Origin of the sequence: Paenibacillus bouchesdurhonensis (genome assembly GCF_900155685.1) — a bacterium.
GTDB lineage: Bacteria > Bacillota > Bacilli > Paenibacillales > Paenibacillaceae > Fontibacillus > Fontibacillus bouchesdurhonensis.
The window spans coordinates 3,402,893-3,427,099 of the sequence record NZ_LT732548.1; the positions used below are offsets into that span (position 1 = coordinate 3,402,893).

A 24,207-nucleotide genomic window follows, 5' to 3' on the forward strand; every position below is an offset into this window, starting at 1 on the left:
CTATTCCTCCGTTTGTTGCACTTTAATGGTTGCTGCATGGATACCGATCTCACTGTAGTATTCGTTCACCTTCGCGATGATGTCGGTTGCCTTCTCCAGCACGATCATACGCTTGCCCGTAATGAGGGTTACATATGTATCAGGAGTTTCTTCCACTGACTCAATCATAATGGCATTCAGCCATGCCTGTGTTCCATTCAAGCGTGTTACAGATATCATGCTAACCCTCCATTCGAGACGGGAATCCGTAATCGAAAAATTAGGCGGAGGAGGGAGCTTATCCTCCCCCGCTAATCAATAGTTTAACGCTTCAGGTTTACGACTTCCTGCAGCACTTCATCGGATGTCGTAATTATTCGAGAGTTAGCTTGGAATCCGCGCTGAGCCACGATCATTTCAGTAAATTCTCCTGTAAGGTCGACGTTGGACATTTCGAGTTGACCCGAAATAATCGCGCCAGTTCCAGCCTCAGGATCGTTCCCTGCCGCTGGTTCAAGATCATCCATGTTGGCATTCGGCGTCAAGCGGTACAAGTTACCACCGATTTTCTCCAAACCTTCCGGGTTAACAACGCGTGCCACTCCGATGATTTCACCAGCTACAATCTCGCCATCCTCCATTTTTTGCATGATCGTACCATCTTGGGCTATCGTAAAGGCAACCACGCCTTCATCCAAGGCCTCAAGCGGCCCTCCGTCCGCACTCCATACACGCAAACCGTCCGAAGTTACCAACTGGCGGGCAGCGTCGAGATGAAAGTCCCCTGCCCGAGTCAAAAACGGTACCTCCTGATCTTCAGACAGGGTCACCATGAAAAATCCGTCCCCGTCAATTCGCAAATCTAACGGATTGTTCGTTGTCATCGCGCTACCTGCAGTATGAAGTGTATCGATAGAACCAATCGATACCCCTAGTCCGACCTGCTTCGCATTGATCCCGCCGGCTCCATCATCTGTAGGGGCAGTAACTCCGGATATCGTCTGGCTCATAATATCCTTAAACATGACCCGTCCTGCCTTAAAACCTACAGTGTTAACGTTAGCGATGTTGTTACCGATAACGTCCAGTTTCGTTTGAAATCCGCGCATTCCAGATACGCCCGAATACATCGATCTTAACATTTACTCTATTCCTCCTTGGAATGGTGTTTGCTAAAAGCCACTTCAGTCGATCCGTGACTTGTCGGCTCTCCGTTTCCGGGCCAGCCAATTAAGAGATAATAACAGCACTATCAATTTGTGTGAACACATTGTCCCTCATGCTGCTGCCGTCCATCGCAGTGACTACCGTCCGATTATGCACATTCACGATAAGAGCCATATCCTTCATTAAAATGAGCGAATCCTTGGCTCCTTTAGCTGCAGCGTTGTCGATAGCAGATTCAATCTGATGCAGCTGCTCGGGCTGTAGTCGAATACCGCGTTGTTCGAGTCGTTTCACCGCATGATTACTGAAATGAAGCAGGCGATCCTGCAGCATCTCTTGAAACGTTGTATCCTGCGATTTAGGCAATCCCGAATTTTTAACCTGATGCAACGCATTCGGTTGAATTCGTCCGGGATACAGGCTGCCTATGCGGATGGGATCATTCATGGGGTATCAGCTCCGTTTGCAGAGCTGTTCTGAGCTCCAGACTGCTCTGAGCCAGATTCGGTTGAGTTATCCGCAGGAATGCCTGGTGCCTCTGTACTTGGAGTCTCATTTGCCGATTCTGGTGTTGGATCAGTTGGACTTCCAGGTGTTTCGATATTCCCAGGAGGCGTTTCCTCTGGAACTTCATCAATTTCGAGAATGTCCGACAGCTTAATTTCTTTGGCTCCAACTTTAGCATATTGAACATTATTCCGGATCACGATTCCTTCTACTATACCGCTGCCGCTTGAGGTAACAGACTTTTCACCTGTCTTAATATCGTATTCACCGGTATACTCCGTTTCGATCCAAGAAACTCTCTTGCCGATGAGTCCAGAAACTGTTCCTAAAGACTGGTTCATGACATCCAGCTGTTTAGAAATGTTCATTAGCTGCTCAACGGAGGTGAATGTCGCCATTTGGGCAATAAACTCTTTATCTTGAAGCGGCTGCATCGGATCCTGATTTTGCAGCTGGGTAATCAGTATTTTTAGAAACTGATCTTTGCCCAGCGTCTGGTTATCCTCATTGCTCTTGCTTGTCACATTTGTTGATGAATAACCTGGCCAGGAAACACTTGGAAAATTAGACACGGGCCTTCCTCCTTTCCGTTAGACTCTGGCAACAAAGGAACTTCCGTAGTTCTCTTCGCGAGCTCTTACCTCGGAAATCCATTCGTTCCATTCGTCGTTTAAGTCGCCTAAAGCTAAGACATCATCCTCGCGAACTTCACGACGCTTATTATTCTGCTGCTGATTCGTATCGCTGCTCTGCTGACGACCATCCTGGTACATATGCGAGGACAGCGAAGAGTTTTGAGTAACTTCCAGCTTGCTTACTTGCAAGCCTTGCGCCTGAAGAGCTGATCTCAGCTGTGCCATCTGGCCTTCCAGCGATTCTCTGGCAAAGGCATGCTCCGTCACAAACTGAGCGATTAATTGTCCGTTTTGCATCGTAATTTTCACGTCGACTTGACCAAGGTGCTCTGGATAAAGGGAGATTCTAGCTTGCGACATGCCTTGAAGCTTAACGATCTCAAACTTGTTTACAAGAAACCCGCTAACTTCCTTGCCGAATTGCTCCACAGGCACTGCAGGCGCTGCTGGTACTACCGGCTTCAATGGGGCCGTTGCGGCTTCGCGCATTGCCAGTTGACCTGCCGTCATGACATTGCCGTTATGCAATCCATCTGCTGCATGATCTGCACTTTCAACTCCAGCCGTATGATCCACAGCAGCTACCGCGCTAATAAGCGATGGGGCTTGGACACTGTTCAGGCCATTGTTACTCACCATTGCTGCCTGAAATGGTGACGATTGGGTTTGCTGCTGTGTTCCGTTCTTAGCCGTCTGATTAGAAGCACCATTCATAATGGCCTGAATGTTTTTTTCCAGGGCAGAGACCCAGCTATTACTCACTGCAGTTCCTCCAGAACCCTGATCAGCCGTTTGGCTGCTGGCTTGATTCGACCCAAGTAATTGTTGCAGTACTTCTAACAACTGCCGAGACTGCAGCGTCGAAGGAACCGACGTATTCTGCTGCTCAGGTGTCCGCATAAGTTGTACCAATGCATCTTGAATCGCGAAACGCATCGTCTCTGGATGCTGAGCTAGAATCGGAATTTCAACGGTCTCCACTCCATTTGCTGTAGCGATTTCGCTGCTGTGGGGCTGTGTAATCATTTGAACTCCTTGAAGCCATGCCTGAAGAACGAGCAGCAAAGCAGGGTTTTCCTCCAAGGCCTGATCAAGCTCTTTCAATTGCCCTAGCAAATTTTCGATCAGCGCATTCGGATTTTCAAGCTCCGCATCATTCAGTTCCTGCTCATCTGAGTTTAGCCCTAGTAGCGCCAATGAAGGCAGATATGTTCCCTCTTCGACTGACACTGTGTTCCCGAGCAGCATGGCTACTAATGTCTGATCAAAGGTTTTGCCGCTCACTTGAGCTGTATCCGTTTTGCCTCCCGCAGTAAGTGGGATGCTGTTTGCCGAACTCCCCGCAGATAGATTAGTTATGAATTGACTCATTTTCTTGTTCACCTCCTTTCTCGAAAAGTAGAGATGATCCTTTATTTGCTCACAAGTTTATTCAAAATTTTCGCGGTAAGCTCTTCGTCTTCTTTCGTCATTGCAGCCAGTATCTTAGAGCGTGTTGCGTCGTCAACAGAATTTAATATTTTCAAAGCTTTATCTGGACTAATTTTATGCGTCTGGATAATCAGCTTTGAAGCTGAGTCCGCGGACATGCCCGCAAATGTCTGGCCTAGCTGTCGTTCATCCAGGCCAGCGGTTGTAGCTGCCGCTTGAGCCGTAGCCTCCGCATCCTTCTTCAATCTGGACTGCAATGCGGCTATCGCCATATCCGCAGCTGGCTTCGCGTCCTTAAGAAGGATAGAAATGTCGGCTGCTTTTTGAGGATCCATTTTCTCAAGAATTGCTACTTTGCTTTCATTGTTCATTAAGCTGAGCATTTGCAAAGTTTCTTCCACCGTTAATTTCTCTAAAATGGCAGCTGCCTTGCTCGGGCTCATCTGCGCGTAAAGCTGAGACAGCTTCTTGACCTCTTTCTGGTAGGCCTCATCCTTGGCTGCTTCTTCCTTCTCGATGGTTTCCGTCAAGGCGGCATCCAATTGCGCTTGAAGCTGCTTCACTTTATCCTCCTGCTCTGTGGCCTGACGATTCACCGCTTCCAATTCCGCATCTTTTTGAGCAACCTGCTCTTTCAATTCCTTTAAAGTAGCCTCATTGCTTTCAGCCTGTTTCTTTGCTTTTTCTTCCTCGGACTCCCCCACGGCTGCCACGCCTTCTGGATCAGGAACAAAATTTCTTACAATCGGTATCTTGTTCCCAATATCAATCATTGTCGCCCGAAAGTTCATATTAAACAGTGTCAACAGGACAGCCAGCAGAACAACGGTAAATAAAATCGGGGTGACAAAAAACAAAAACCTTGCAAACCCTCCACCCGATTCCAAATCTTCTTCCAAATCGGCCTGTGCCATTCCATTCCCTCCTTCGCAAACCCATCGCTGATGCCCGTGTTACTCCTTACCGGGCTTTCATGGCAAACCGGACTGTGGCAATTTCGTCCAGTTCGTTTTGTTCCCGAAGAAGCATTTCGTGCTGAAATTTGTTTTTGGCCTTTTCCTTCGCTTTGAGCCATACCTTTTCGTCAAGCATTTTACCGTTCAGAACAGCCTTCTTCTTCTCGACATTCACTTCTGCTCGCTGGATATCTCCCAACTTGATAGCGATGCAATTCTCTAAATAATCCATGTATCGCTGCAATTCCTGAAGCTTGATCATCGATGCTTTATTCTCCATCTCTGACTGAATCGCCGTGAAGGTCCTCACTTTGTCTTCCTCCAGCAATTCCAAAGAGCGCTGCTCCGCCTGCAGTTGACCGACGGCAGCGGATAACATCCATTCAGCCTGCGTCTTCTGATTGGATTTCAAATCGACAACTTTCTGATAGACGTAATGGAACCTCATCCTCTACTCGTCATCTCCTCGCAAATTCAGCAATTAAACGTTCCTGCACCTCTGACAATGTCGCCTTTTCATTGACTTTCTGCCTCGTAAAGCTCCATATGCTTTCGATGTAATCCAAGGCTTCATCAATATCATGATTCGAGCCCCTCTGATAGGCACCGATATTAATCAGATCCTCGGAATCTCTATACACCGCTAGCAGCCTCTTTAAATTATCCGCTGCTTCGCTTTGCTCTTCCGGCACGATATCCTTCATAACCCGGCTAATGCTGGCCAAAATATCGATTGCTGGAAAATGGCCTTTGTTCGCGATATTCCGGTTCAGCACGATGTGTCCGTCTAAAATCCCTCTCACCGCATCGGCAATCGGTTCATTCATGTCATCGCCATCGACCAGCACCGTGTAAAAAGCCGTGATCGAGCCGGTTGGCCCAGTTCCCGCCCGTTCCATTAACTTCGGCAAAGCCGCAAATACGGAGGGTGTGTAACCTCTCATTGCGGGCGGTTCACCAATGGCAAGTCCAACTTCGCGCAGCGCCATAGCATACCGTGTAACAGAGTCCATCATCAGCATGACGTTCAGTCCCCGATCACGAAAATATTCCGCAATCGTCGTAGCGATTAATGCGCCCTTCATCCGGATCAATGCCGGTTGATCCGATGTAGCAACGATGACAACGGATCGCTCTAGACCTTCCGGGCCAAGATCGCGCTCGATAAAGTCAAGCACCTCACGGCCACGTTCGCCGACGAGCGCAATCACGTTCACATCGGCCGCAGTGTTGCGGGCTATCATGCCCATGAGGGTACTCTTACCTACGCCGGAGCCCGCGAAGATTCCTACCCGCTGTCCTTTGCCGATCGTAAGCAGTCCGTCTATAGCCCTGACGCCGATATCAATCGGCTGTGCGACGCGCGGCCGATTCAACGGATTCATCGGTTTGTTATACGTTGAATAGTGTCCCATCCGGGCCGGAATAACCGAGCCATCCAGCGGCTCTCCAAGTCCATCAAGCACTTTGCCAAGCAGCTCCGAGCCGACCTGAACGGTTAACGGCTTGCCCGTGCCGACCACATCGCAACCCGGCCCGATGGATTGCAGCTCCCCCAGAGGCATGAGCAGCACCTTGTTATCCCGAAAGCCAACCACTTCTGCTTTCAGAGGTTCCGAGGATTTACTCGGATAAATATAACAAAGGTCTCCGATGCTCGCATCCGGCCCCTCCGATTCAACCATAAGTCCGATAACCTGTGTAACTTTCCCGTTGATTCGAACCGGATCCATTTGATGCAAATGATCAATATATTTCACTGTGTCAAGTTTCGTCATGAGCTTGTCCCCGGGTACTCTTCATTATCAAGTGAGATTCGCAGCAGCTCCTTCTTGATTTCAGCAAGCTGCGTATCTATTCTCGCATCTACGCTCCCAAATGCGGATCGGATTACACAACCGCGATCTTGAACTGTCGCATCAGGCAAAATTTGTAGATCAGCTTGCGAATCAATGACAAGATTGAGTTCTTCCCGTGCCGCCTGAACAAAAGCAAACTGAGCGGGGGAGACACAAAGCGTGATAACGCCTTGCTCTCTCTTTCTGGCCAAGCTTCTCTTTACCAAATCAAGCACATAATCAGGCTCAAGTCCCAATTGCTTATCGATCACTTTCTCAGCAATAGAGCAGCTTAATTCAACTACGAAAGGCTCCGCTTCTTGGATGATTCGTTCTTTCTCCGCATATGCTTGCTCCAAAACGGCACTTGCCTCGCCCATCATTTGTTCCACTTTCGCTTGTAGGGATTGTTCGGCTTGAAGTTTGCCCTCTTCATAGCCTTGACTAAACCCTTCTGATTTGAGAGCTTCAATCAAATGCTCGTCCTGCTCTCTTTGCTCCTGCCACCAGGATTCTATTTGCAGTTTAGCTTCTGCAAGCATATTCTCAGCCTGCTCTGAAGCTTCCCTGATTTGCCGTTCGGCAAACTCCTTTGCATCGCTTAGCATTTGCCGTCTTGTCTCCTCGGCCGCTAAATCCTCGGCGGAAACCGTCTCGACTGGTGCTTGTGAAATCTCATCATCTAATTGTTGATCCTGAGGAGCTTCATACGATTTCCCCAGATTCAATTGTTTGAGAATGTCGACCGGAACATATTGGGACACCTTAATCAAATTAGACAATGATGTCATCTCCTCCGCCGCGGGCTATGATAATTTCTCCGGCTTCTTCCAATCTGCGGATCGTGGCTACAATTCGAGTTTGAGCTTCCTCCACATCACGAAGCCGCACAGGCCCCATAAATTCCATTTCTTCTTTGAAGGTGTCCGACATACGCTTGGACATATTGCGGAATACTGCTTCACGTACTTCTTCACTAGCCACTTTAAGCGCAAGCTGCAGATCCGCATTCTCGATATCACGGATAATGCGTTGAATCGAACGGTTATCGATATTAACGATATCTTCAAATACGAACATCCGCTTCTTAATCTCTTCCGCCAGCTCTGGATCTTGAATTTCAAGGGAATCCAAAATCGTCCGCTCCGTACCGCGGTCGACACCGTTCAAAATTTGAACGATCGATTCGATACCGCCAGCGCTGGTATAATCCTGTGTCACCGTTGCGGACAGCTTCTGCTCCAGCACTCTTTCCACCTGAGAAATGACCTCCGGTGAAGTGCTGTCCATCATCGCAATTCTTCGCGCGACTTCCGCTTGCTTATCTTGCGGTAGGGAAGATAGAATCGCCGCCGCTTGCTCGAACTGTAGATAAGACAATACAAGAGCAATCGTCTGGGCGTTCTCATTCTGGATAAAGTTCAGAATTTGGTTAGGATCTGCCTTACGAGCGAAATCGAACGGTCTAACTTGAAGCGTCGCTGTCAAACGGTTAATGATTTCGAATGCTTTAGTAGATCCAAGAGCTTTCTCCAGAATTTCTTTAGCGTAATTAATGCCCCCTTGCGTAATATATTCTTGAGCAAGGCAAATCTGGTGGAATTCCGCCATTATCATATCTTTTTCGCTGCTATCCACTTTGCGGACGTTAGCGATTTCTAGTGTAAGCTGTTCAATTTCCTCATCACGTAAATGCTTGAATATTTGTGCTGACACCTCAGGTCCGAGCGTAATCAGCAAAATAGCCGCCTTTTGTTTTCCGGTAAGACCAGGAGCCATCGTTTTTGACAATACGTTCACCTCTACTCGTCTGCCAGCCAGGTGCGCAGCAAGTTAACGAATTCATCCGGCTTCTTCTTCGCCAGCGTCTCCAGCTGTTTACGCACTTGACTTTCGTTCGTAATAGTATCCAAGTTGATTGACGGGAATTCCGGAGTCAAAGGCAGCGGCAGCTCCTCTTCCTCTTCTTCCACATTTTTGCGGCGACGGAATACAAGCGCTCCAATCCCTGCTCCGACTAACAGAACAGCCACTGCTCCTCCCCACACCCAAGGGTTGGAGAAGGTCAGACTTGAAGCTTTTTCTTCCGAACCGTGAAAAGTTTGTGAGAAAACTGAAACTTTTCGCTGCAGATCAGCGTCTGTATAAGTAGTGCCTGAATCCGCTAGATATGACCCCACGATATTCGTCAAAATATTCTCAATCGCATCCCGGGTAGTTTGGTCTAAAGTATCTTGTCCAGCAGGTGGTTCAACAGCCACATTAATGGTTAAATCTTTAATGACGTATGGACTAGCTACGATATCCTTGGTAATACGGTTAACTTCATAGTTAATCGTTGAAGAGGATTCCTCTGAACTTACCCCAGAATTACTTCCTGCAGTAGGATAACCCGGTACGTCTTCCGTCCCAGTGCCAGGAATTCCGCTATCTGGATTTCCTTCACCAGTGTAGCTTTTTTGAATTCTTTGGGCGCTGATCTCAATCCCCCTCATATTTTCGGTATCGACTGGGGTAACGAGATTGTTCTTCTCGATAATTTGATCAAAATTTAGCGTAGAAGCTACCAGCACCTCAATTTTGTCAGGACCAGTCAACTTCGAGAGAAATTGCTTTACGCTACGGCTTACGTCACTTTCAAATTTTTTCTGTAATGCCATATTTTCCTGTACGGCTGTTGTCAGGGAACCGATATTCCCCCCTTGCCCTGTAGGCAAGAGAACCGTATCATCACTGGAAGAGATCGAAATATTTTCAATTGGAAGGTTCGGTATGGAAGTCTTCACGAGATTGAAATAACCATCTACCGCTTCCTGATTCGGGCGATATCCCGGTTTAAAACCGATGACAATGGAGGCAGATGCCTTCTGCTGCTCCTCCGGACTAGCAAATACATTTTCTTCCGGCAAGTTAATCAGGACTTTCGCATCTTGCACACCCTTCATGCGCTTGAGCAGCTGTTCTACTTCACCATTGAGTGCGCTTCTGTATTTCACGCTAAATTCGTTATCCGTCATCCCAATCAGAGATGAGCTCTCATTGAATGCTTCCCAGCCGATCGAACCGTTCTTAACGATCCCTTGCGAGCCTACATCGACTTTGACGCGCGATGCTTCCTTGCTAGGTACGGAGATGCTCGTTCCATCCGGGCTTAGCTTGTAAGGTATGCCGCTGGACTCAAGATGGCTCATAATGCCGGCAGCGTCCGTGGTATCCAGATTCGTGAAGGCCACTTCGTATTCCGTTTTAGAAAACTGAATCGTTAGTAATATAATCGCCAGTAATATAATCGCAATCGTCGATATTAATAGCGTTTTTTGTTTATTGCTAAAGTTATTCCAATATCCGGTTAGTCGATCCCGATATTGGGCGATTCTCTCATTCACAATTTCACCTCATCCACAGCTTGCTAGTTTCATTAAATTTGCGTACGCATAATCTCTTGATAAGCTTCTATCACTTTATTCCGAACTTGCGTAGTGAGCTGCAAACTTAACAGCGCCTGTTCTGAGGCGATCATGACCTGATCAATATTAGCTTGACCTAGGAGAAACTGTTCATTGAGTCGTTGAACGTTGTTTTCTTGCGCGGCGACTCCGTTCAGAGCGTCAGTCAAATAAGAACTGAAACTTTGTATGGCTTCCGAAGGAGAAGTAACTACGGGTTTATGGGGTTCGGCTATTGTCTCTAATCTTTGAATGGTATTTAGGCTAAAATTGTTCTGTATCAATTATTCCCAACTCCTGACTGCTTCAATTTGACTGATTATTTACCGATTTGCAATGCCTTTGAAATCATCGCTTTGCTTGCGTTCAATGCGGTGATGTTCGCTTCGTAAGAACGCGTTGCCGAAATCATATCTACCATTTCCTTCATCAAATCCACGTTCGGCATATAGACATATCCTTCACCGTCAGCGTCGGGATGCGTCGGGTCGTATACCGGCTTAAAAGGCGTCGGGTCTTCTGTAATCTGGGTAATCTTCACACCCTGGGTAGCGGGCTTCTGACCCATAGCCGCCTCCAAGGTACTTCCAAAGCTCACATTGTTCGGAGCCATAACAACCGTCTTGCGCCGGTACGGAACAGCTTGACCGTTCTCCATGCTGGCTCGGGTCGTTCTCGCGTTGGCAATATTGGAGGAGATTACGTCCATCCGAAGGCGCTGCGCTGTTAGTGCTGAAGAACTAATATTGAAACTATTGCTAATTTTCAACGCTCATTATCTCCCTTCTGTCGCCACGCGTTTCATCTTAATTTGGTAATTCAACTGCTCTATGTACGAATCGTACCGGAGCTTATTTTCCGCGAGCAAGCTCATCTCGCTATCGATGTCCACGTTGTTCAAATTGTTATTCATTGCTGTTCTGTCATCGACTGTGATTTTCGGCTCCGGTACGCTTCCGGAAGAACCTATGACAAAGTGCCTAGAATCGGTTCGGTATCCCCGTAGATTAGGCATTCCGCCATTCAATTCATTCTGTAACAAAGTCTCGAAAGATACGTTCGAACGCTTAAAATAAGGGGTATCCACGTTCGCTATGTTATCTGCTATCACTTGCTGCCTAGTACTGGCAGCCTGAATTGCGTTTTCGAGCCTGTTAAACCCTACGCCATTAAGAAGCTGCATCTTCCTATCCCCCTTAATTAATTAAATTTCCTCATTTTGATCCTCGACTCACAACTTATTCAACATTCAATTGCAAATTCCTCTTTTTTCGACAATAAACCATTTCGATAGTCTTTCTATTGTCCTATTAGGTCAAAATATAGCTTAATGTCATATATCCTAAGTTTCAAGCAGATTCGACATTATTACAATAAGAAAAAAGCCCTATCTTTACAGATTTTAACGATTAAATATACACTTTTTGAAAATTTTTCAATATTTTTATGAAAAATCAACATAATTAGGTATGACTATATGCCGATTAAACTTGTCGGAAAAAGCAGAAAGGCCGCCGTCCCATTTCCATGGGACTAACGGCCTCAAATGGCTTCATTACTTCATGTTGTGATATCTCCAGCGATCTATAGAATAAACTGGCTAAGGTCGCGATCCTGGGCAATATCACCCAGTTTCTCCCGTACATATTCCGGCGTAACCGTCATTTTATCCAGAGTGAGCTCTGGGGCTTCGAACGATAAATCCTCCAGCAGCTTTTCTAGGATCGTATGCAATCGTCTAGCTCCAATATTCTCAGTATTGGCGTTTACGGAAGCAGCAATTTTGGCGATTTCAGTAATTGCCTCCGGCGAGAAATCAATTTCAATATCTTCAGTACGAAGCAGTTCTGTATACTGCTTCGTCAATGCATTTTGCGGCTCGGTAAGGATGGACACGAAATCCTCCTGGGACAAACTGTTCAGTTCCACGCGAATCGGGAACCTCCCCTGAAGCTCAGGAATCAGATCCGAAGGTTTAGCGACATGGAAGGCGCCTGCCGCAATGAACAGAATATAGTCGGTTTTCACTGGGCCATACTTCGTCATAACCGTCGAGCCTTCTACGATCGGCAATATATCCCTTTGCACTCCTTCGCGGGACACATCCGGACCTGAGCCGCCGCCGCCGCCGCTGGCTACCTTATCAATCTCGTCGATAAAAATAATCCCCGACTGCTCGGCACGAGTTACCGCTTCCTGCACAAGCTCATCATGGTCAATCAGCTTGCTGGCCTCTTCCTGTGTAAGCACCTTGCGCGCTTCCTTCACGGTCAGCTTCCGCTTCTTCGTGCGCTTTGGGAGGAGATTTCCGAACATTTCCTGCATATTCATTCCCATCTGGTCATTCCCTTGTCCTGCAAACATATCCAGCATCGTCGGCGCCGTATCTTCAACCTCGATCTCAACGGTATCGTCTTCCATTTGTCCCGCAGCCAGCTTGGCTCGAATCTGGCGCCGGCTCTCGGCGATGGAACCGTCCTCCTGAGATTCCTCCGCCGTCGGAGTCTCACTCGCACCCTGATTTCCGAACAGCATTTCGAATGGATTGCGGCCGCTCTTCGATTTTTGATTTGAAGGAACGATAATCTGTACCAGCCGCTCGTTAGCTAGTTCTTCTGCCCTATCTTTTACTTTTTCAGTGCGCTCCAGCTTCACAGTACGAATCGCGGTCTCGATCAAATCGCGAACCATCGACTCCACGTCCCTGCCAACATAACCGACCTCGGTAAATTTGGTTGCCTCTACTTTGATGAAAGGAGCGCCTACAAGCTTCGCTAGACGACGCGCAATCTCGGTCTTACCCACGCCCGTGGGCCCGATCATCAAAATGTTTTTCGGCACGATTTCATCCTGTACCTCCTCGCTGAGGAGACTGCGGCGATAGCGGTTACGCAGAGCGACTGCAACCGACTTCTTCGCTTGTTTTTGTCCGACAATATACTTATCCAACTCAGCAACAATTTGTCTTGGCGTAAAATGACGATCCGTCATGGTATGTCCCCCTTCGAAGGTTGAATTATTGGCCTGAAGCCCACGAAAAAAAGTCCGGTTCGCCGGACATTTAATCCGATGGACAGCTGACCTTAGCGTAATCAACGGCTTGAAAACAGCGTCACATCAAAGTTCTTCGACAATTATGTTATTGTTTGTGTATACGCAAATTTCAGAAGCAACCAGCAGCGATTCGCGCGCGATATCCTTCGCTTCCAATTGAGCAGCATGGCGTTTAAGAGCCCGCGCCGCCGACAAGGCAAAATTCCCCCCTGAACCGATCGCCAGCACGTCATCATCCGGCTCAATGATTTCCCCTCCGCCGGAGATGAGGAGCATGCCGGTTTTATCCATAACGATCATCAGCGCCTCCAATTTACGCAGCACGCGATCCTGTCGCCAGTCCTTGGCAAGCTCAACCGCAGCACGCTGCAGATTGCCATGATGCTCCTCCAGCTTTCCCTCGAACTTCTCAAAAAGAGTAATGGCATCGGCCACAGAGCCAGCAAAGCCAGCCAGTACCTCCCCACGGTATAAGCGACGAACCTTCTTTGCGGTCTGCTTCATAACGACGCTCTCGCCAAATGTAACCTGACCGTCACCAGCAATAGCTCCATTGCCGTTATGGCGAACAGCACATATCGTAGTAGCGTGAAAAGTAGGAATCATTACAATCCATCTCCTCTGTATATGGGGTACCCGTATATCATTCTATGATAAACTTGCATAATCAATACTTCCAAGCAGCCATCTTAAATACGGGTGTCGCTTATAAATGCCTTTAAGCTGTTTAATGCACGATTAGCCAGCGCCTCATTCTTTTCCGCCTTTTTGCGGTAGCGGGTATCGAGCTTGGGAAATAAACCGAAGTTCGCATTCATGGGCTGGAAATGCTTGAAATCAGCTGTTGTTATATACCTTGCCATGCTGCCAAGAGTCGTATCCTCTGGGAATACGATTCCCTCTTGCTCATTTGCAGCTAAAGCTGCATTAATGCCTGCAATCAGTCCTGACGCGGCAGACTCCACGTATCCCTCAACCCCGGTCATTTGCCCGGCAAAATACAGCGTAGGCCGTTCTTTCAACTGGTATGTCGGCTCCAACAGCTTAGGAGAGTTGATAAATGTGTTGCGATGCATGACGCCATAGCGTACAAATTCAGCATTTTCCAAACCGGGGATCATCGAGAATACCCGCTTTTGTTCCCCCCATTTTAGATGGGTCTGAAATCCTACCAGGTTGTAGAGTGTCCCTGCAGCGTTATCCTGACGCAATTGAACGACCGCATGCGGAAGCTTGCCATCATGGGGATTAACGAGTCCTACCGGCTTCATCGGGCCGAATAGAGCCGTTTGTTTGCCCCGGCGCATCATAATCTCAATCGGCATACAGCCATCAAAATAAATTTCCTTCTCGAACTCTTTCAGTTCAGCGATTTCTGCATGAATAAGCGCTTCGTAAAATGCATCGAATTCTTCTTCATTCATCGGGCAATTCAGATAAGCCGCCTCACCTTTGTCATACCTTGAAGCAAGATAAACTTTATTCATGTCAATGGAGTCCTTCTCCACAATCGGGGCCGCCGCATCGTAGAAATAGAAGTAATCCTCGCTCGTCAGACGCTTGATCTGCTCTGAAAGGGCAGGCGAAGTCAGCGGCCCCGTAGCGATAATTACGATCCCATCCTGAGGTATTTCTTGTATTTCTTCATTCACGACCTCAACGAGCGGATGCTCTCGCAGCATGCGAGTAATTTCGCCCGAGAAGCCGTCACGATCAACGGCCAGCGCCCCTCCCGCCGGCACGGCATTCCGATCAGCGGCACCGATCACTAGCGAATCCAGCAGGCGCATCTCTTCTTTAAGCACCCCTACCGCGTTTGTCAAACTGTTGGCCCGGAGGGAGTTGCTGCAGACGAGCTCGGCAAATTTATCGGTATGGTGTGCTGGCGTCTGCTGGACAGGACGCATTTCATATAATCTTACAGGGATGCCGCGCTTGGCAATTTGCCAAGCGGCCTCACTTCCAGCAAGCCCTGCTCCTACAACAGTAACTCTATTTGATTGCTCCAATCTCATTTTACCCCCTAATGCGTGTTCAATGGGTCGATTCTTAATGTTGTCTATTCATCGGAGGTATCCTCATTCTCCTCGATTTGTTCAACATGGTCGCAGGCTGTACATTGCAGCTTGCCTCCTTGTTTATTGCGCTTCTCCACGAGCAGCCCTCCGCATTTCGGGCAAGGCTTTGCAGACGGCCGATCCCAAGAAACGAAGTCACACTCCGGATAACGATCACATCCGAAGAAGACTCTTCCTTTCTTGCTGCGCCGTTCAACGACATGTCCTTCCTTACACTTCGGACAAGTCACGCCGATATCCTTGACGATCGGCTTGGTACTGCGGCAGTCCGGGAATCCGGAACAAGCGAGGAATTTCCCGAATCGCCCTAATTTATATACGAGCGGTTTCCCGCATTTTTCACAAATTTCATCGGAAACCTCATCTTCGATTTCTATTTCCTTCATTTCTTCCTCTGCTACTTCCAGCCGCTTCTCAAACGACTCATAAAAATCGCTCAATACGCGAACCCAATCCTCGGAGCCCTCTTCGACATTATCGAGATCGTCTTCCATATGGGCGGTAAATTCTACATCCAGGATTTCAGGGAAAAACTGTTCCATCTGCTCAATGACAAGTTCACCGAGCTCGGTCGGCATAAACTTCTTGTCTTCAATCGCCACATACCCGCGCTTCTGAATTGTCTCAAGTGTCGGAGCATACGTACTAGGACGTCCTATGCCCAGCTCCTCCAGCGTTTTGACCAAGCGTGCTTCTGTATATCTCGGCGGCGGCTGAGTGAAATGCTGCTTCGGCTCGATCTCCTCCGTCTGCAGCTCATCGCCAACCTGGAGCGGCGGCAAATACTTGTCGTCATCCGTCGTTCCATCGTCGTTCCCCTCTACATACACCTTCATAAAGCCGTGAAAGCGGATTTTAGAGCCGACAGCACGGAACGTAGCTTCTCCAGTAGCAATATCGACCGAAAGGGTATCAAGCACGGCAGAGGCCATCTGGCTAGCCATAAAGCGTTCCCAAATCAGTTTATACAAACGATACTGATCCCGGCTCGTAAAGGATTTCACAGATTCTGGATCGCGGAGAGCCGATGTAGGACGGATCGCCTCGTGCGCATCCTGGGAGCCCGCTGCTTTCTTCGAATACTGTCGCGGCGATTCCGGCGCGTATTTATCGCCATATTTAGCGACAATATATTCCTTCGCTTCCACTTGCGCAGATTCGGCGATACGCGTTGAATCCGTACGCATATAAGTAATCAGACCTACAGTCCCCTCTTTACCTAGATCAACGCCTTCATACAGCTGCTGAGCAACCGACATCGTCTTCGCCGCACGGAAGTTCAGCTTGCGAGCCGCCTCCTGCTGTAAGGAGCTAGTCGTAAATGGAGCCGCCGGGTGACGGAGTCGTTCCCTTTCCTTAACGTCTGCAACTTTGAATTTCGCGCCCTCGATGGACTTTAATATCCCTTTTACCTGTTCCTCGTTAGTCAGCTCCAGCTTCTCACCATGTAATTGGTGGAACTTTGCTTCAAATGAAGAATCCCCCGTCTTCAGCTTGGCTGTGATGCTCCAATACTCTTCTGGGATAAATGCGGAAATTTCATTCTCCCGATCCATAATAATTTTTACGGCAACCGATTGAACTCTTCCCGCAGACAAACCTTTCTTAACTTTCTTCCATAGCAAGGGACTAATCTTATAACCAACGAGCCGATCGAGAATCCGCCGGGCTTGTTGGGCATTCACCAGATCCATATTGATTTTGCGCGGTGTTTTGAACGCGTCCTTGACCGCTTGCTTCGTAATCTCGTTGAATACGACACGACAAGTTTCCGTTTCATCCATATTAAGCGCATGGGCCAAATGCCAGGCTATCGCTTCCCCTTCACGATCGGGGTCAGCTGCAAGATAAATTTTCTTTACCTTTTTGCTGGCATCCTTCAATTCCTTCAATACAGAACCCTTACCACGGATTGTTATATACTTTGGACTGAAGTCATTCTCTACTTCAACCCCAATCTGGCTCTTGGGCAAATCGCGAACATGCCCCATTGAAGCTTTCACGATGTATTTGCTGCCTAAGTATTTGCCGATCGTTTTCGCCTTGGCAGGCGATTCCACGATGACGAGTGAATCCGCCACAGGGTCATCCTCCTCTCAAACGTCAAAAGCTAATTAAGCATTTCTAAAAAAGTCATATAGTCATATTTTATGAACCACTCTCAGTTAGGAATGGACTATATTACCTTATACATAGAACCGGGTAGTTGGATTACCGCGTTTTTCATGATTAAAGATAACAGAACTGAATGTAAATGTCCAAATTCCCATTCCGTCTTCATGAGCAATTCATCCAGGGTACAAATACTCTGCTCCAACATATGGTATATGCGTCGCTCCTCATCTGTCAACTCGTTATTTGATCTGTTTTTTTCCTCTTTTTCCATTAGATTCGGAAGCAAGCCTTCGTACTCTTCTAAAATATCTCTAGCTTCAACGACCATTTTCGCCCCCTGCTTGATGAGATCGAGCGTGCCCCTGCTCTTGGGCGAAGTTATCGGCCCCGGAACGGCAAATACGTCACGCCCCGCCTCCAATGCAGCGTCTGCCGTTATTAATGAGCCGCTGCGGGCATCCGCCTCCACGACGACCGTCCCAAGCGCTAAACCGGCGATAATTCGATTGCGCTGCGGAAATAGCCCCGGGTGCCCGGGGGTCCCCATCGGATATTCCGACAAGATAAGCCCTTGCTCCGCGATCATTCGATATAGAGAAGCATTCTCCGGGGGATACGCGACATTAATTGCAGTGCCGAGCACAGCCACCGTCTTCCCCCTGCATTGAAGCGCAGCTTCATGACATCGGCCGTCGATCCCTCTCGCCAGCCCACTGACGATGACAAGCCCCCGGCGGCAGAGCGACTCTGTCAGTTCAGTGCATACTTTGCGTCCATAAGCAGTTGGAATTCTTGTGCCGACTATGGCGATCGAGGGAACAGCCAGCAAATTTATATCTCCAATTCCATACATCACCCAAGGGGGCCGAACGGTTTCCTTCATTAATAGGGGATACTCAGGATCGAAAATCGTCACAGCAAATATCCCCATATGTTCCATTTGCCCCGCTCTTTCTTCGATCCAGCTTCTTGTCAATGTTCTAGTCAGCTTCAAAGCAAGCTCTGCCCCAACTCCGCGCTCCATCCAATCTGCCGGAGTAAAGTCCAAAGCATGCACCCAATTATCGTCCCAGCTTAGCAAATGCTCGATTCGTTTCCAGCCAAGTCCCGGGCTTTCATGCAACCCAATGAATAGTGATCGCTTGTCCAATTCCGCGCCTCCCGTCATATAAATGCTTACCCTAAAAATAAGCAAAAAAAGCAACCCTCCTGCCATTTCGGCCAAGAAGGTTGCTTACCTCTACCCATATTATAACAAAATCATTTTAGTGTGTCGTGCAGAGATTAAGAATGCCGCGTTCTTCAAGTACGCTAACTAGTGTAGAACCCATTTCGGAAGGAGTTGGGGCGACCTTGATCCCGCATTCTTCCAACTTGGCAATCTTCTCCTTAGCAGTACCCTTACCGCCGGAAATGATCGCACCGGCGTGCCCCATTCTTTTCCCCGGAGGCGCAGTCACCCCACCGATAAATCCTACGACAGGTTTGGTCATATTGTCTCGAATCCATTCCGCAGCCTCTTCTTCGGCCGTTCCGCCGATTTCTCCAATCATGATGACGGCATGCGTGTTGTCATCCTCATTGAAGCGGCGCAGGATATCAATGAATTCCGATCCTTTGACAGGGTCTCCTCCGATACCTACTGCAGATGATTGGCCAATGCCACGGGTCGTCAGCTGATGAACCGCTTCATAAGTAAGCGTTCCGCTCCGCGATACTACGCCGACATGGCCTGGCATATGAATGTAGCCCGGCATAATTCCGATTTTACACTCTCCCGGAGTAATAACGCCAGGACAGTTTGGCCCGATTAATACCGTCTTCTTCCCTTCCATATAACGGGATACTTTGACCATATCAAGAACAGGAATACCTTCAGTGATACAAATAACAAGCTCCATTTCCGCTTCAACTGCTTCGAGAATGGAATCTGCAGCAAATGCCGGCGGAACATAGATCACGCTTGCCGTTGCTCCTGTAGCTGCCTTTGCTTCCTTCACCGTATTGAACACTGGCAAGCTAACCGTCTCGCCGCTCTCCAGCGCGATATCGACCTTGGTGCCGCCTTTGCCCGGCGAAGTTCCGCCAACCATTTGCGTACCGTAATCTAGAGCGCCTTTTGCGTGGAATAGGGCTGTTTTCCCTGTTATTCCTTGCGTAATTACTTTCGTATCTTTATCGACCAAAATACTCATCGTTCGAGCCTCCTCTGATATGGATTGGAAGATTAAATTATGACACTAGTTTGACGATCTTCTGAGCGCCGTCAGCCATGGAATCAGCAGATACGATCGCAAGGCCCGAATTCGCCAAAATATCCTTCCCGAGCTCGACGTTCGTTCCTTCCAGCCGCACAACAAGCGGACGATCCAGTCCCACCTGCTTCGCAGCCTCTACGATCCCCGAAGCGATAACATCGCATTTCATGATTCCGCCAAAAATATTGACGAAAATCCCTTTAACCTTTGCATCGGACAAAATAATTTTGAATGCCTCGGTTACTTTCTCCGCTGTAGCGCCGCCTCCAACGTCGAGGAAGTTGGCTGGGTCGCCGCCATAATATTTAATAATATCCATCGTAGCCATCGCGAGACCCGCGCCATTGACCATGCAGCCAATATTGCCATCCAGAGCAATGTAGCTCAGATCGTATTTCGAGGCTTCGATTTCTTTCTCATCTTCTTCTTCCAAATCGCGGAGCGCCAAGACATCTTTCTGGCGGAACAACGCGTTGGAATCAAAGTTCAGCTTGGCATCAAGCGCCATCACTTCGCCGTCGCCCGTAACAACAAGCGGGTTAATTTCTGCAATAGAGCAATCCTTATCTACAAACGCTTCATACAACGCCAGCATAAACTGAGCCGCTTTGTTCACCAGCTCATTCGGAATATTGATGGCATAGGCCAATCTGCGAGCCTGGAACGGCTGCAAACCGATGGCCGGATCGACGATTTCCTTGAAAATCTTCTCCGGCGTAGCTGCTGCCACTTCCTCAATTTCCGTACCGCCTTCTTCCGAAGCCATCAGTACGACGCGTCCCGTTGCCCGGTCAACAACGGCACCGACATAATATTCTTTCTTAATGTCGCAGCCTTGCTCAATCAACAAGCGCTTTACTTCCTTGCCCTCGGGGCCCGTCTGATGGGTAACAAGCACTTTACCGAGAATTTCCTCAGCATATGCCCGCACTTCATCCAAATTTTTAGCTACTTTGACGCCGCCGGCTTTCCCCCGGCCTCCAGCATGAATTTGGGCTTTTACCACAACGACTCCGCTGCCCAATGCTTCGGCTGCTTTCACGGCTTCATCCACCGTAAAAGCAACTTGTCCCTTCGGCACGGCCACCCCGTATTGCTTCAGGACTTCTTTTCCTTGATATTCATGGATATTCATTCGTAGAATCCTCCTATCAACAGGCGGTTATTAAGGTGAACATATGAAACCCAGATCATTGTACCATGTTTTTAAAACGCTTTCCTTAAAAATTCATTCTTTATACACAACTTTTTTTATATCAGTTCGATCTAATTTTGATATAGATCAAAAATTCCCCCTCCCAAATTTAGGAATTCCCATGGAGCAACCGCCTCACCTTATTTCCCATAAACCTTGAGATTTCAGTAAAACCAGCGCTTTTTCTCTTCCTGCTTTAAATGAATAAAATATATCATATTGAGATAGGTTTCTGTAAAAGCGGCTCTCCTGCAGCCGTGCAAGTCCATGTAACATTTTTAATAGCTATAGCATGAAACCACTTAAACAAAACTAAATTTCTTGACTTTTGATGGCTTTACTTCTAAAATACGGTCATGAAATTAACGGAAAATTGAGGAAGCACCCTTTTCCTATGTCTGTTTTGGCTTGACATGCGAGCCGACGCAATTTAAAGAGAAAGGGTGTTCTTTGGTTATGTATAGTAAATTATTCAGCGCTTGTCTATACGGTATAGACGGGAAATTAATCGAGGTCGAGGTGGATTTGTCCAACGGCATTCCACAAACGACGGTTGTCGGCTTGCCTGACACGGCGGTGCGGGAGGCTGTAGAGCGTGTAAGATCAGCGATCAAAAACTGCGGGTATACCTTTCCGCTGCAGCGAGTGACGATTAATTTGGCCCCAGCCGATTTGCGCAAGGAGGGCTCCGCTTTCGATTTAGCGATTGCACTCGCCATACTTGCTGCCAGCAAGCAAATCGTATTGCCGGAAAATGAACGGGTTCTCATCATCGGCGAGTTGTCCCTCGATGGGGTGCTCCGCCCTGTCTCTGGCGTCATTTCCATGGTCGATCTCGCCAAGCGCCAAGGCTTTGGTGCAGTTCTTCTGCCCATGGACAATGCAGAGGAAGCGATGCTGATCAGCGGAATTTCAATTTACGGCTTGAACCATTTAAACGACCTAGCTGCCACCGTGGATATTTCGAACCCTGAAGGCGAAGCATCTTACCATGGGAAGGCGTTTTCCAAGGAGCATTCAAACAGGAAACAAACCTCGGTCTCGCCGAAGAATGGGACTTTAGTAATTACATCGTTTAAGCATTTACAAGCCTCAAAAAGAGAGTACTCCAGTTTGCTTTCCCCGAAAACTCCCTCTGTCAAAGACTATAGCGATGTGCTTGGACAGCGGCATGTGAAACGAGCCTTAACGATAGCTGCCGCAGGCTGGCACAATATTATGCTCATCGGTCCGCCCGGTACAGGTAAAACAATGCTGATCCGCCGCCTTCCTTCCATCTTGCCCGCCCTAACCGAGGAAGAAGCGCTGGAGGTGACGAAAATCTACAGCTCCGCCGGAAATTTTAAAGAGACAGAGTCGGACTTAATCCGCAGTAGACCTTTTCGCTCCCCTCATCATACGATATCTGCCGCTGGCCTGGTTGGAGGCGGCAGCATACCTAAACCAGGAGAAGTTAGCCTGTCTCATCACGGCGTACTGTTTCTCGATGAGCTTCCCGAGTTTGCCCGGGGGGCGTTGGAGGTGCTGCGTCAACCGTTGGAGGAACGGGAGGTAACGATTAGCAGGACGAGGGCGGCATTTACCTTTCCGGCGAATTTTTTGCTTGCCGTTTCTATGAATCCTTGTCCGTGCGGCTATCTCGGAGCCGAGCCTCCGCTGCCCCGCTGCACCTGTAGTCCGTATCGGGTAGCCCAATACCGTGAACGCATTTCGGGACCTTTGCTGGATCGTATTGATATGCATGTCGAGGTTCCCAGGCCTGTCAATTGGCAGACAGACCGACAGCCGCTTAGTTCTGGAGAAATGAAAGCTGCGGTGCTGCGTGCGCAGCATATTCAGCAGCAGCGTTATGCAAAGTTAGAGATAGGCTATAATAGCGAACTTAACGGCAGAGCGCTGCGAAAATACGCCGACATAAGCAGAGAAGCCGAGCAGTTGCTGCAGACCACATTTCAAGCCATCGGACTCAGCATGCGGGCCTACGATCGGATTATCAAGCTGTCCAGAACGATAGCGGATGTGGAGGGATCCGCTCGCATCGCTGCAAATCATATCGCTGAAGCTATCCAATACCGCCAGCTTGATCGCCAGGTTACCGATAATCTCAACTAGTCCGAATGTTCGCGACAAAGCAGCATAGCCTTGCTGTCACTGGAAACGGAAGGGAGCTACTGCGCTTCACACCATTTCAAGGGATAGCAAGGCTATTATGTTAGAATGCATTTACGATGTGCTCGATCTTGACGACCTCGTTCTGTTCCATCCTCACGCCCATAACATCGAACCGGATGATCTCGTTTAATTGATTGGTTTGTTGCAAGTAAACAATCGCCGTTTCTCGGATTTGCTTCATTTTGCGAGGGGTGACGGATTCTGCTGGTGTCCCGTACTTTTTGCTATGTACGCTCCGGCTTCTCACTTCAACAATAATGATGACGCCTTCTTTCTTGGCGATGATGTCGATTTCTCCAGAGCGGCAGCGCCAGTTGCGCTTAAGCAGCACATAACCCTGCTCCTGCAAATAGCGGGCCCCCGCCTCCTCCGCTAGCCGTCCACTTTCTTTTCGCCCGTCCAATCGGCCCGTCCTCTTGTCCTCGGGATTAGTAGTCATGAGGCATCCCCTTCTCCGCCTGTTTATCTGTGCGGTATATAAAGCTGAGTATCTCGGCTACCAGTGTGTACAGCTCCGGGGGAATTTGCTGATCCAGATCCAGCTTTGAGAGCACCTCGACCAGTGCGGCATCCTCCTGTACCGGCACGCCGTGCTCTTTGGCTTTTTCCAGTATTTTGTCCGCCAAGTAGCCGCTGCCCTTAGCAGCGACGACTGGGGCATCGCTTTGGGCTGGATCGTATTTGAGGGCGACGGCTTTTTTGATTTGATAGGGGCGCAGTTGTTCATTGTTGTCGCTCATACTCTATAGTCCACCCCTTTATAGGTCGTCGGCGTGTAAGAAAACGGCGACCCCGGCTCGCTTCCTCCCATCGTCTCAGGCTCGACAGAGGGCAATAGGTCGCTTTTCAAGGAAACTAACTGATATCCGGCCGTGTGAAGCGCCTCTTGGATATCCTCCTGTCTCGATTCCAGAAACTGACCCGTTGCCTCCGCTTCGGTGTATATTTTCAGCATAACCTTCCTGTCCAGAACCTGAACGTCAAGCATAATGAGGCCAAGCGATTTCATTTGCAGATCAAACCAAAGCCGGCAGTTGGACGCGTCCAGTTCCCCTTTGCGGCCGCGCCGCGATTCAATATGAACGGCAGCAGTTTGTTCGCCGTCCGCGCCGACGAAGGGCAGGAACAGCGTCACTTGGGCGAAGGGAGCGGTTCGATCCGTGTTCAGCAGCAACTGCTGGCCTGTCAGTTGCAGAATGAGCTGGCGGGCTGCTTCCTGCAGCGGGGCCGGCACGTCGTCCGCAGCCAGCAATTGCAGCAGCACGCCCTTCAGCGTCTCGTGTACCGCAGCCTCCGGTGCGGCGGCTGCCTGCTGGGCTGCGGCGCTGGCGGCGGCTGTGCTTTGCGCCTGTGGCGCCCCAGCAGCTGCGGAAGCA

The 24,207-nt window shown here is 48.8% G+C and carries 24 protein-coding genes and 1 pseudogene; 1 reads left to right on the plus strand and 24 read right to left on the minus strand.

The window, feature by feature from the left end; all coding sequences use genetic code 11:
• The 21 genes from CZ379_RS19310 to sucC form a co-directional block, all read right to left on the minus strand.
• Entirely contained in the window at positions 1–219 is a 219-nt protein-coding gene (locus CZ379_RS19310) for a flagellar FlbD family protein (RefSeq protein WP_110933112.1), read from the minus strand.
• A gap of 83 nt (positions 220–302) precedes the next feature.
• Positions 303–1,121 carry a flagellar basal body rod protein FlgG gene (gene flgG, locus CZ379_RS19315; RefSeq protein ID WP_110933113.1) on the minus strand — a complete coding sequence of 273 codons (819 nt, stop codon included), beginning with the start codon at positions 1,119–1,121 and terminating at the stop codon, positions 303–305.
• 88 nt (positions 1,122–1,209) lie between these two features.
• On the minus strand, positions 1,210–1,593 hold the full coding sequence (locus CZ379_RS19320; RefSeq protein ID WP_110933114.1) for a TIGR02530 family flagellar biosynthesis protein: 384 nt from the start codon (positions 1,591–1,593) through the stop codon (positions 1,210–1,212).
• Positions 1,590–2,225, minus strand: coding sequence for a flagellar hook capping FlgD N-terminal domain-containing protein (locus CZ379_RS19325; protein WP_110933115.1), 636 nt, complete (start codon positions 2,223–2,225; stop codon positions 1,590–1,592). The genes CZ379_RS19320 and CZ379_RS19325 overlap by 4 nt, the downstream gene beginning before the upstream one ends.
• 18 nt (positions 2,226–2,243) lie before the next feature.
• Positions 2,244–3,659, minus strand: a complete 1,416-nt coding sequence (locus CZ379_RS19330) for a flagellar hook-length control protein FliK (protein WP_110933116.1) — start codon at positions 3,657–3,659, stop codon at positions 2,244–2,246.
• Positions 3,660–3,700: 41 nt separating this feature from the next.
• Positions 3,701–4,633 carry a MotE family protein gene (locus tag CZ379_RS19335; protein ID WP_110933117.1) on the minus strand — a complete coding sequence of 311 codons (933 nt, stop codon included), beginning with the start codon at positions 4,631–4,633 and terminating at the stop codon, positions 3,701–3,703.
• Positions 4,634–4,679: 46 nt separating this feature from the next.
• Complete coding sequence (fliJ, locus tag CZ379_RS19340; RefSeq protein WP_110933118.1) at positions 4,680–5,123, minus strand: flagellar export protein FliJ; 444 nt, start codon at positions 5,121–5,123, stop codon at positions 4,680–4,682.
• 10 nt (positions 5,124–5,133) lie between these two features.
• Entirely contained in the window at positions 5,134–6,453 is a 1,320-nt protein-coding gene (fliI, locus tag CZ379_RS19345) for a flagellar protein export ATPase FliI (RefSeq protein ID WP_110933119.1), read from the minus strand.
• Positions 6,450–7,295, minus strand: coding sequence for a FliH/SctL family protein (locus CZ379_RS19350; RefSeq protein WP_110933120.1), 846 nt, complete (start codon positions 7,293–7,295; stop codon positions 6,450–6,452). The genes fliI and CZ379_RS19350 overlap by 4 nt, the downstream gene beginning before the upstream one ends.
• On the minus strand, positions 7,288–8,292 hold the full coding sequence (gene fliG, locus CZ379_RS19355; protein ID WP_110934467.1) for a flagellar motor switch protein FliG: 1,005 nt from the start codon (positions 8,290–8,292) through the stop codon (positions 7,288–7,290). Before fliG ends, CZ379_RS19350 begins: the two co-directional genes overlap by 8 nt.
• A gap of 23 nt (positions 8,293–8,315) precedes the next feature.
• On the minus strand, positions 8,316–9,899 hold the full coding sequence (fliF, locus tag CZ379_RS19360) for a flagellar basal-body MS-ring/collar protein FliF (RefSeq protein ID WP_110933121.1): 1,584 nt from the start codon (positions 9,897–9,899) through the stop codon (positions 8,316–8,318).
• A gap of 32 nt (positions 9,900–9,931) precedes the next feature.
• Positions 9,932–10,243: a flagellar hook-basal body complex protein FliE gene (fliE, locus tag CZ379_RS19365; RefSeq protein ID WP_110933122.1), complete on the minus strand. Its 312-nt coding sequence runs from the start codon at positions 10,241–10,243 to the stop codon at positions 9,932–9,934.
• Between the two features lie 35 nt (positions 10,244–10,278).
• Positions 10,279–10,728, minus strand: coding sequence for a flagellar basal body rod protein FlgC (gene flgC / locus CZ379_RS19370; protein ID WP_110933123.1), 450 nt, complete (start codon positions 10,726–10,728; stop codon positions 10,279–10,281).
• A gap of 6 nt (positions 10,729–10,734) precedes the next feature.
• Positions 10,735–11,142, minus strand: a complete 408-nt coding sequence (flgB, locus tag CZ379_RS19375) for a flagellar basal body rod protein FlgB (protein ID WP_110933124.1) — start codon at positions 11,140–11,142, stop codon at positions 10,735–10,737.
• A 401-nt stretch (positions 11,143–11,543) separates the two neighbouring features.
• On the minus strand, positions 11,544–12,950 hold the full coding sequence (gene hslU, locus CZ379_RS19380; protein ID WP_110933125.1) for an ATP-dependent protease ATPase subunit HslU: 1,407 nt from the start codon (positions 12,948–12,950) through the stop codon (positions 11,544–11,546).
• Positions 12,951–13,076: 126 nt separating this feature from the next.
• A complete protein-coding gene (gene hslV, locus CZ379_RS19385) occupies positions 13,077–13,619 on the minus strand; it encodes an ATP-dependent protease subunit HslV (RefSeq protein ID WP_110933126.1) in 543 nt (180 codons plus the stop codon).
• A gap of 83 nt (positions 13,620–13,702) precedes the next feature.
• Positions 13,703–15,028, minus strand: coding sequence for a methylenetetrahydrofolate--tRNA-(uracil(54)-C(5))-methyltransferase (FADH(2)-oxidizing) TrmFO (gene trmFO / locus CZ379_RS19390; protein ID WP_407668687.1), 1,326 nt, complete (start codon positions 15,026–15,028; stop codon positions 13,703–13,705).
• Positions 15,029–15,072: 44 nt separating this feature from the next.
• Entirely contained in the window at positions 15,073–17,172 is a 2,100-nt protein-coding gene (topA, locus tag CZ379_RS19395) for a type I DNA topoisomerase (RefSeq protein WP_110933127.1), read from the minus strand.
• 95 nt (positions 17,173–17,267) lie between these two features.
• Positions 17,268–18,356 (minus strand): DNA-processing protein DprA, encoded by a 1,089-nt coding sequence (gene dprA / locus CZ379_RS19400; RefSeq protein ID WP_110934469.1) that lies wholly within the window; start codon positions 18,354–18,356, stop codon positions 17,268–17,270.
• Positions 18,357–18,471: 115 nt separating this feature from the next.
• On the minus strand, positions 18,472–19,401 hold the full coding sequence (sucD, locus tag CZ379_RS19405) for a succinate--CoA ligase subunit alpha (RefSeq protein WP_110933128.1): 930 nt from the start codon (positions 19,399–19,401) through the stop codon (positions 18,472–18,474).
• Positions 19,402–19,438: 37 nt separating this feature from the next.
• On the minus strand, positions 19,439–20,599 hold the full coding sequence (gene sucC, locus CZ379_RS19410) for an ADP-forming succinate--CoA ligase subunit beta (RefSeq protein WP_110933129.1): 1,161 nt from the start codon (positions 20,597–20,599) through the stop codon (positions 19,439–19,441).
• Between the two features lie 516 nt (positions 20,600–21,115).
• Here sucC and CZ379_RS19415 point away from each other — a divergent pair.
• On the plus strand, positions 21,116–22,771 hold the full coding sequence (locus CZ379_RS19415) for a YifB family Mg chelatase-like AAA ATPase (protein WP_110933130.1): 1,656 nt from the start codon (positions 21,116–21,118) through the stop codon (positions 22,769–22,771).
• Between the two features lie 100 nt (positions 22,772–22,871).
• On the opposite strand, the gene CZ379_RS19420 is transcribed toward CZ379_RS19415, so the two are convergent.
• From CZ379_RS19420 to CZ379_RS19430, 3 genes and pseudogenes are all read right to left on the minus strand, one after another.
• Positions 22,872–23,270, minus strand: coding sequence for a YraN family protein (locus CZ379_RS19420; protein ID WP_110933131.1), 399 nt, complete (start codon positions 23,268–23,270; stop codon positions 22,872–22,874).
• On the minus strand, positions 23,260–23,571 hold the full coding sequence (locus CZ379_RS19425) for an EscU/YscU/HrcU family type III secretion system export apparatus switch protein (RefSeq protein WP_110933132.1): 312 nt from the start codon (positions 23,569–23,571) through the stop codon (positions 23,260–23,262). Before CZ379_RS19425 ends, CZ379_RS19420 begins: the two co-directional genes overlap by 11 nt.
• Positions 23,568–24,207, minus strand: a pseudogene (locus tag CZ379_RS19430) (flagellar hook-length control protein FliK); the annotation flags it as partial. The pseudogene CZ379_RS19430 and the gene CZ379_RS19425, both read right to left, overlap by 4 nt.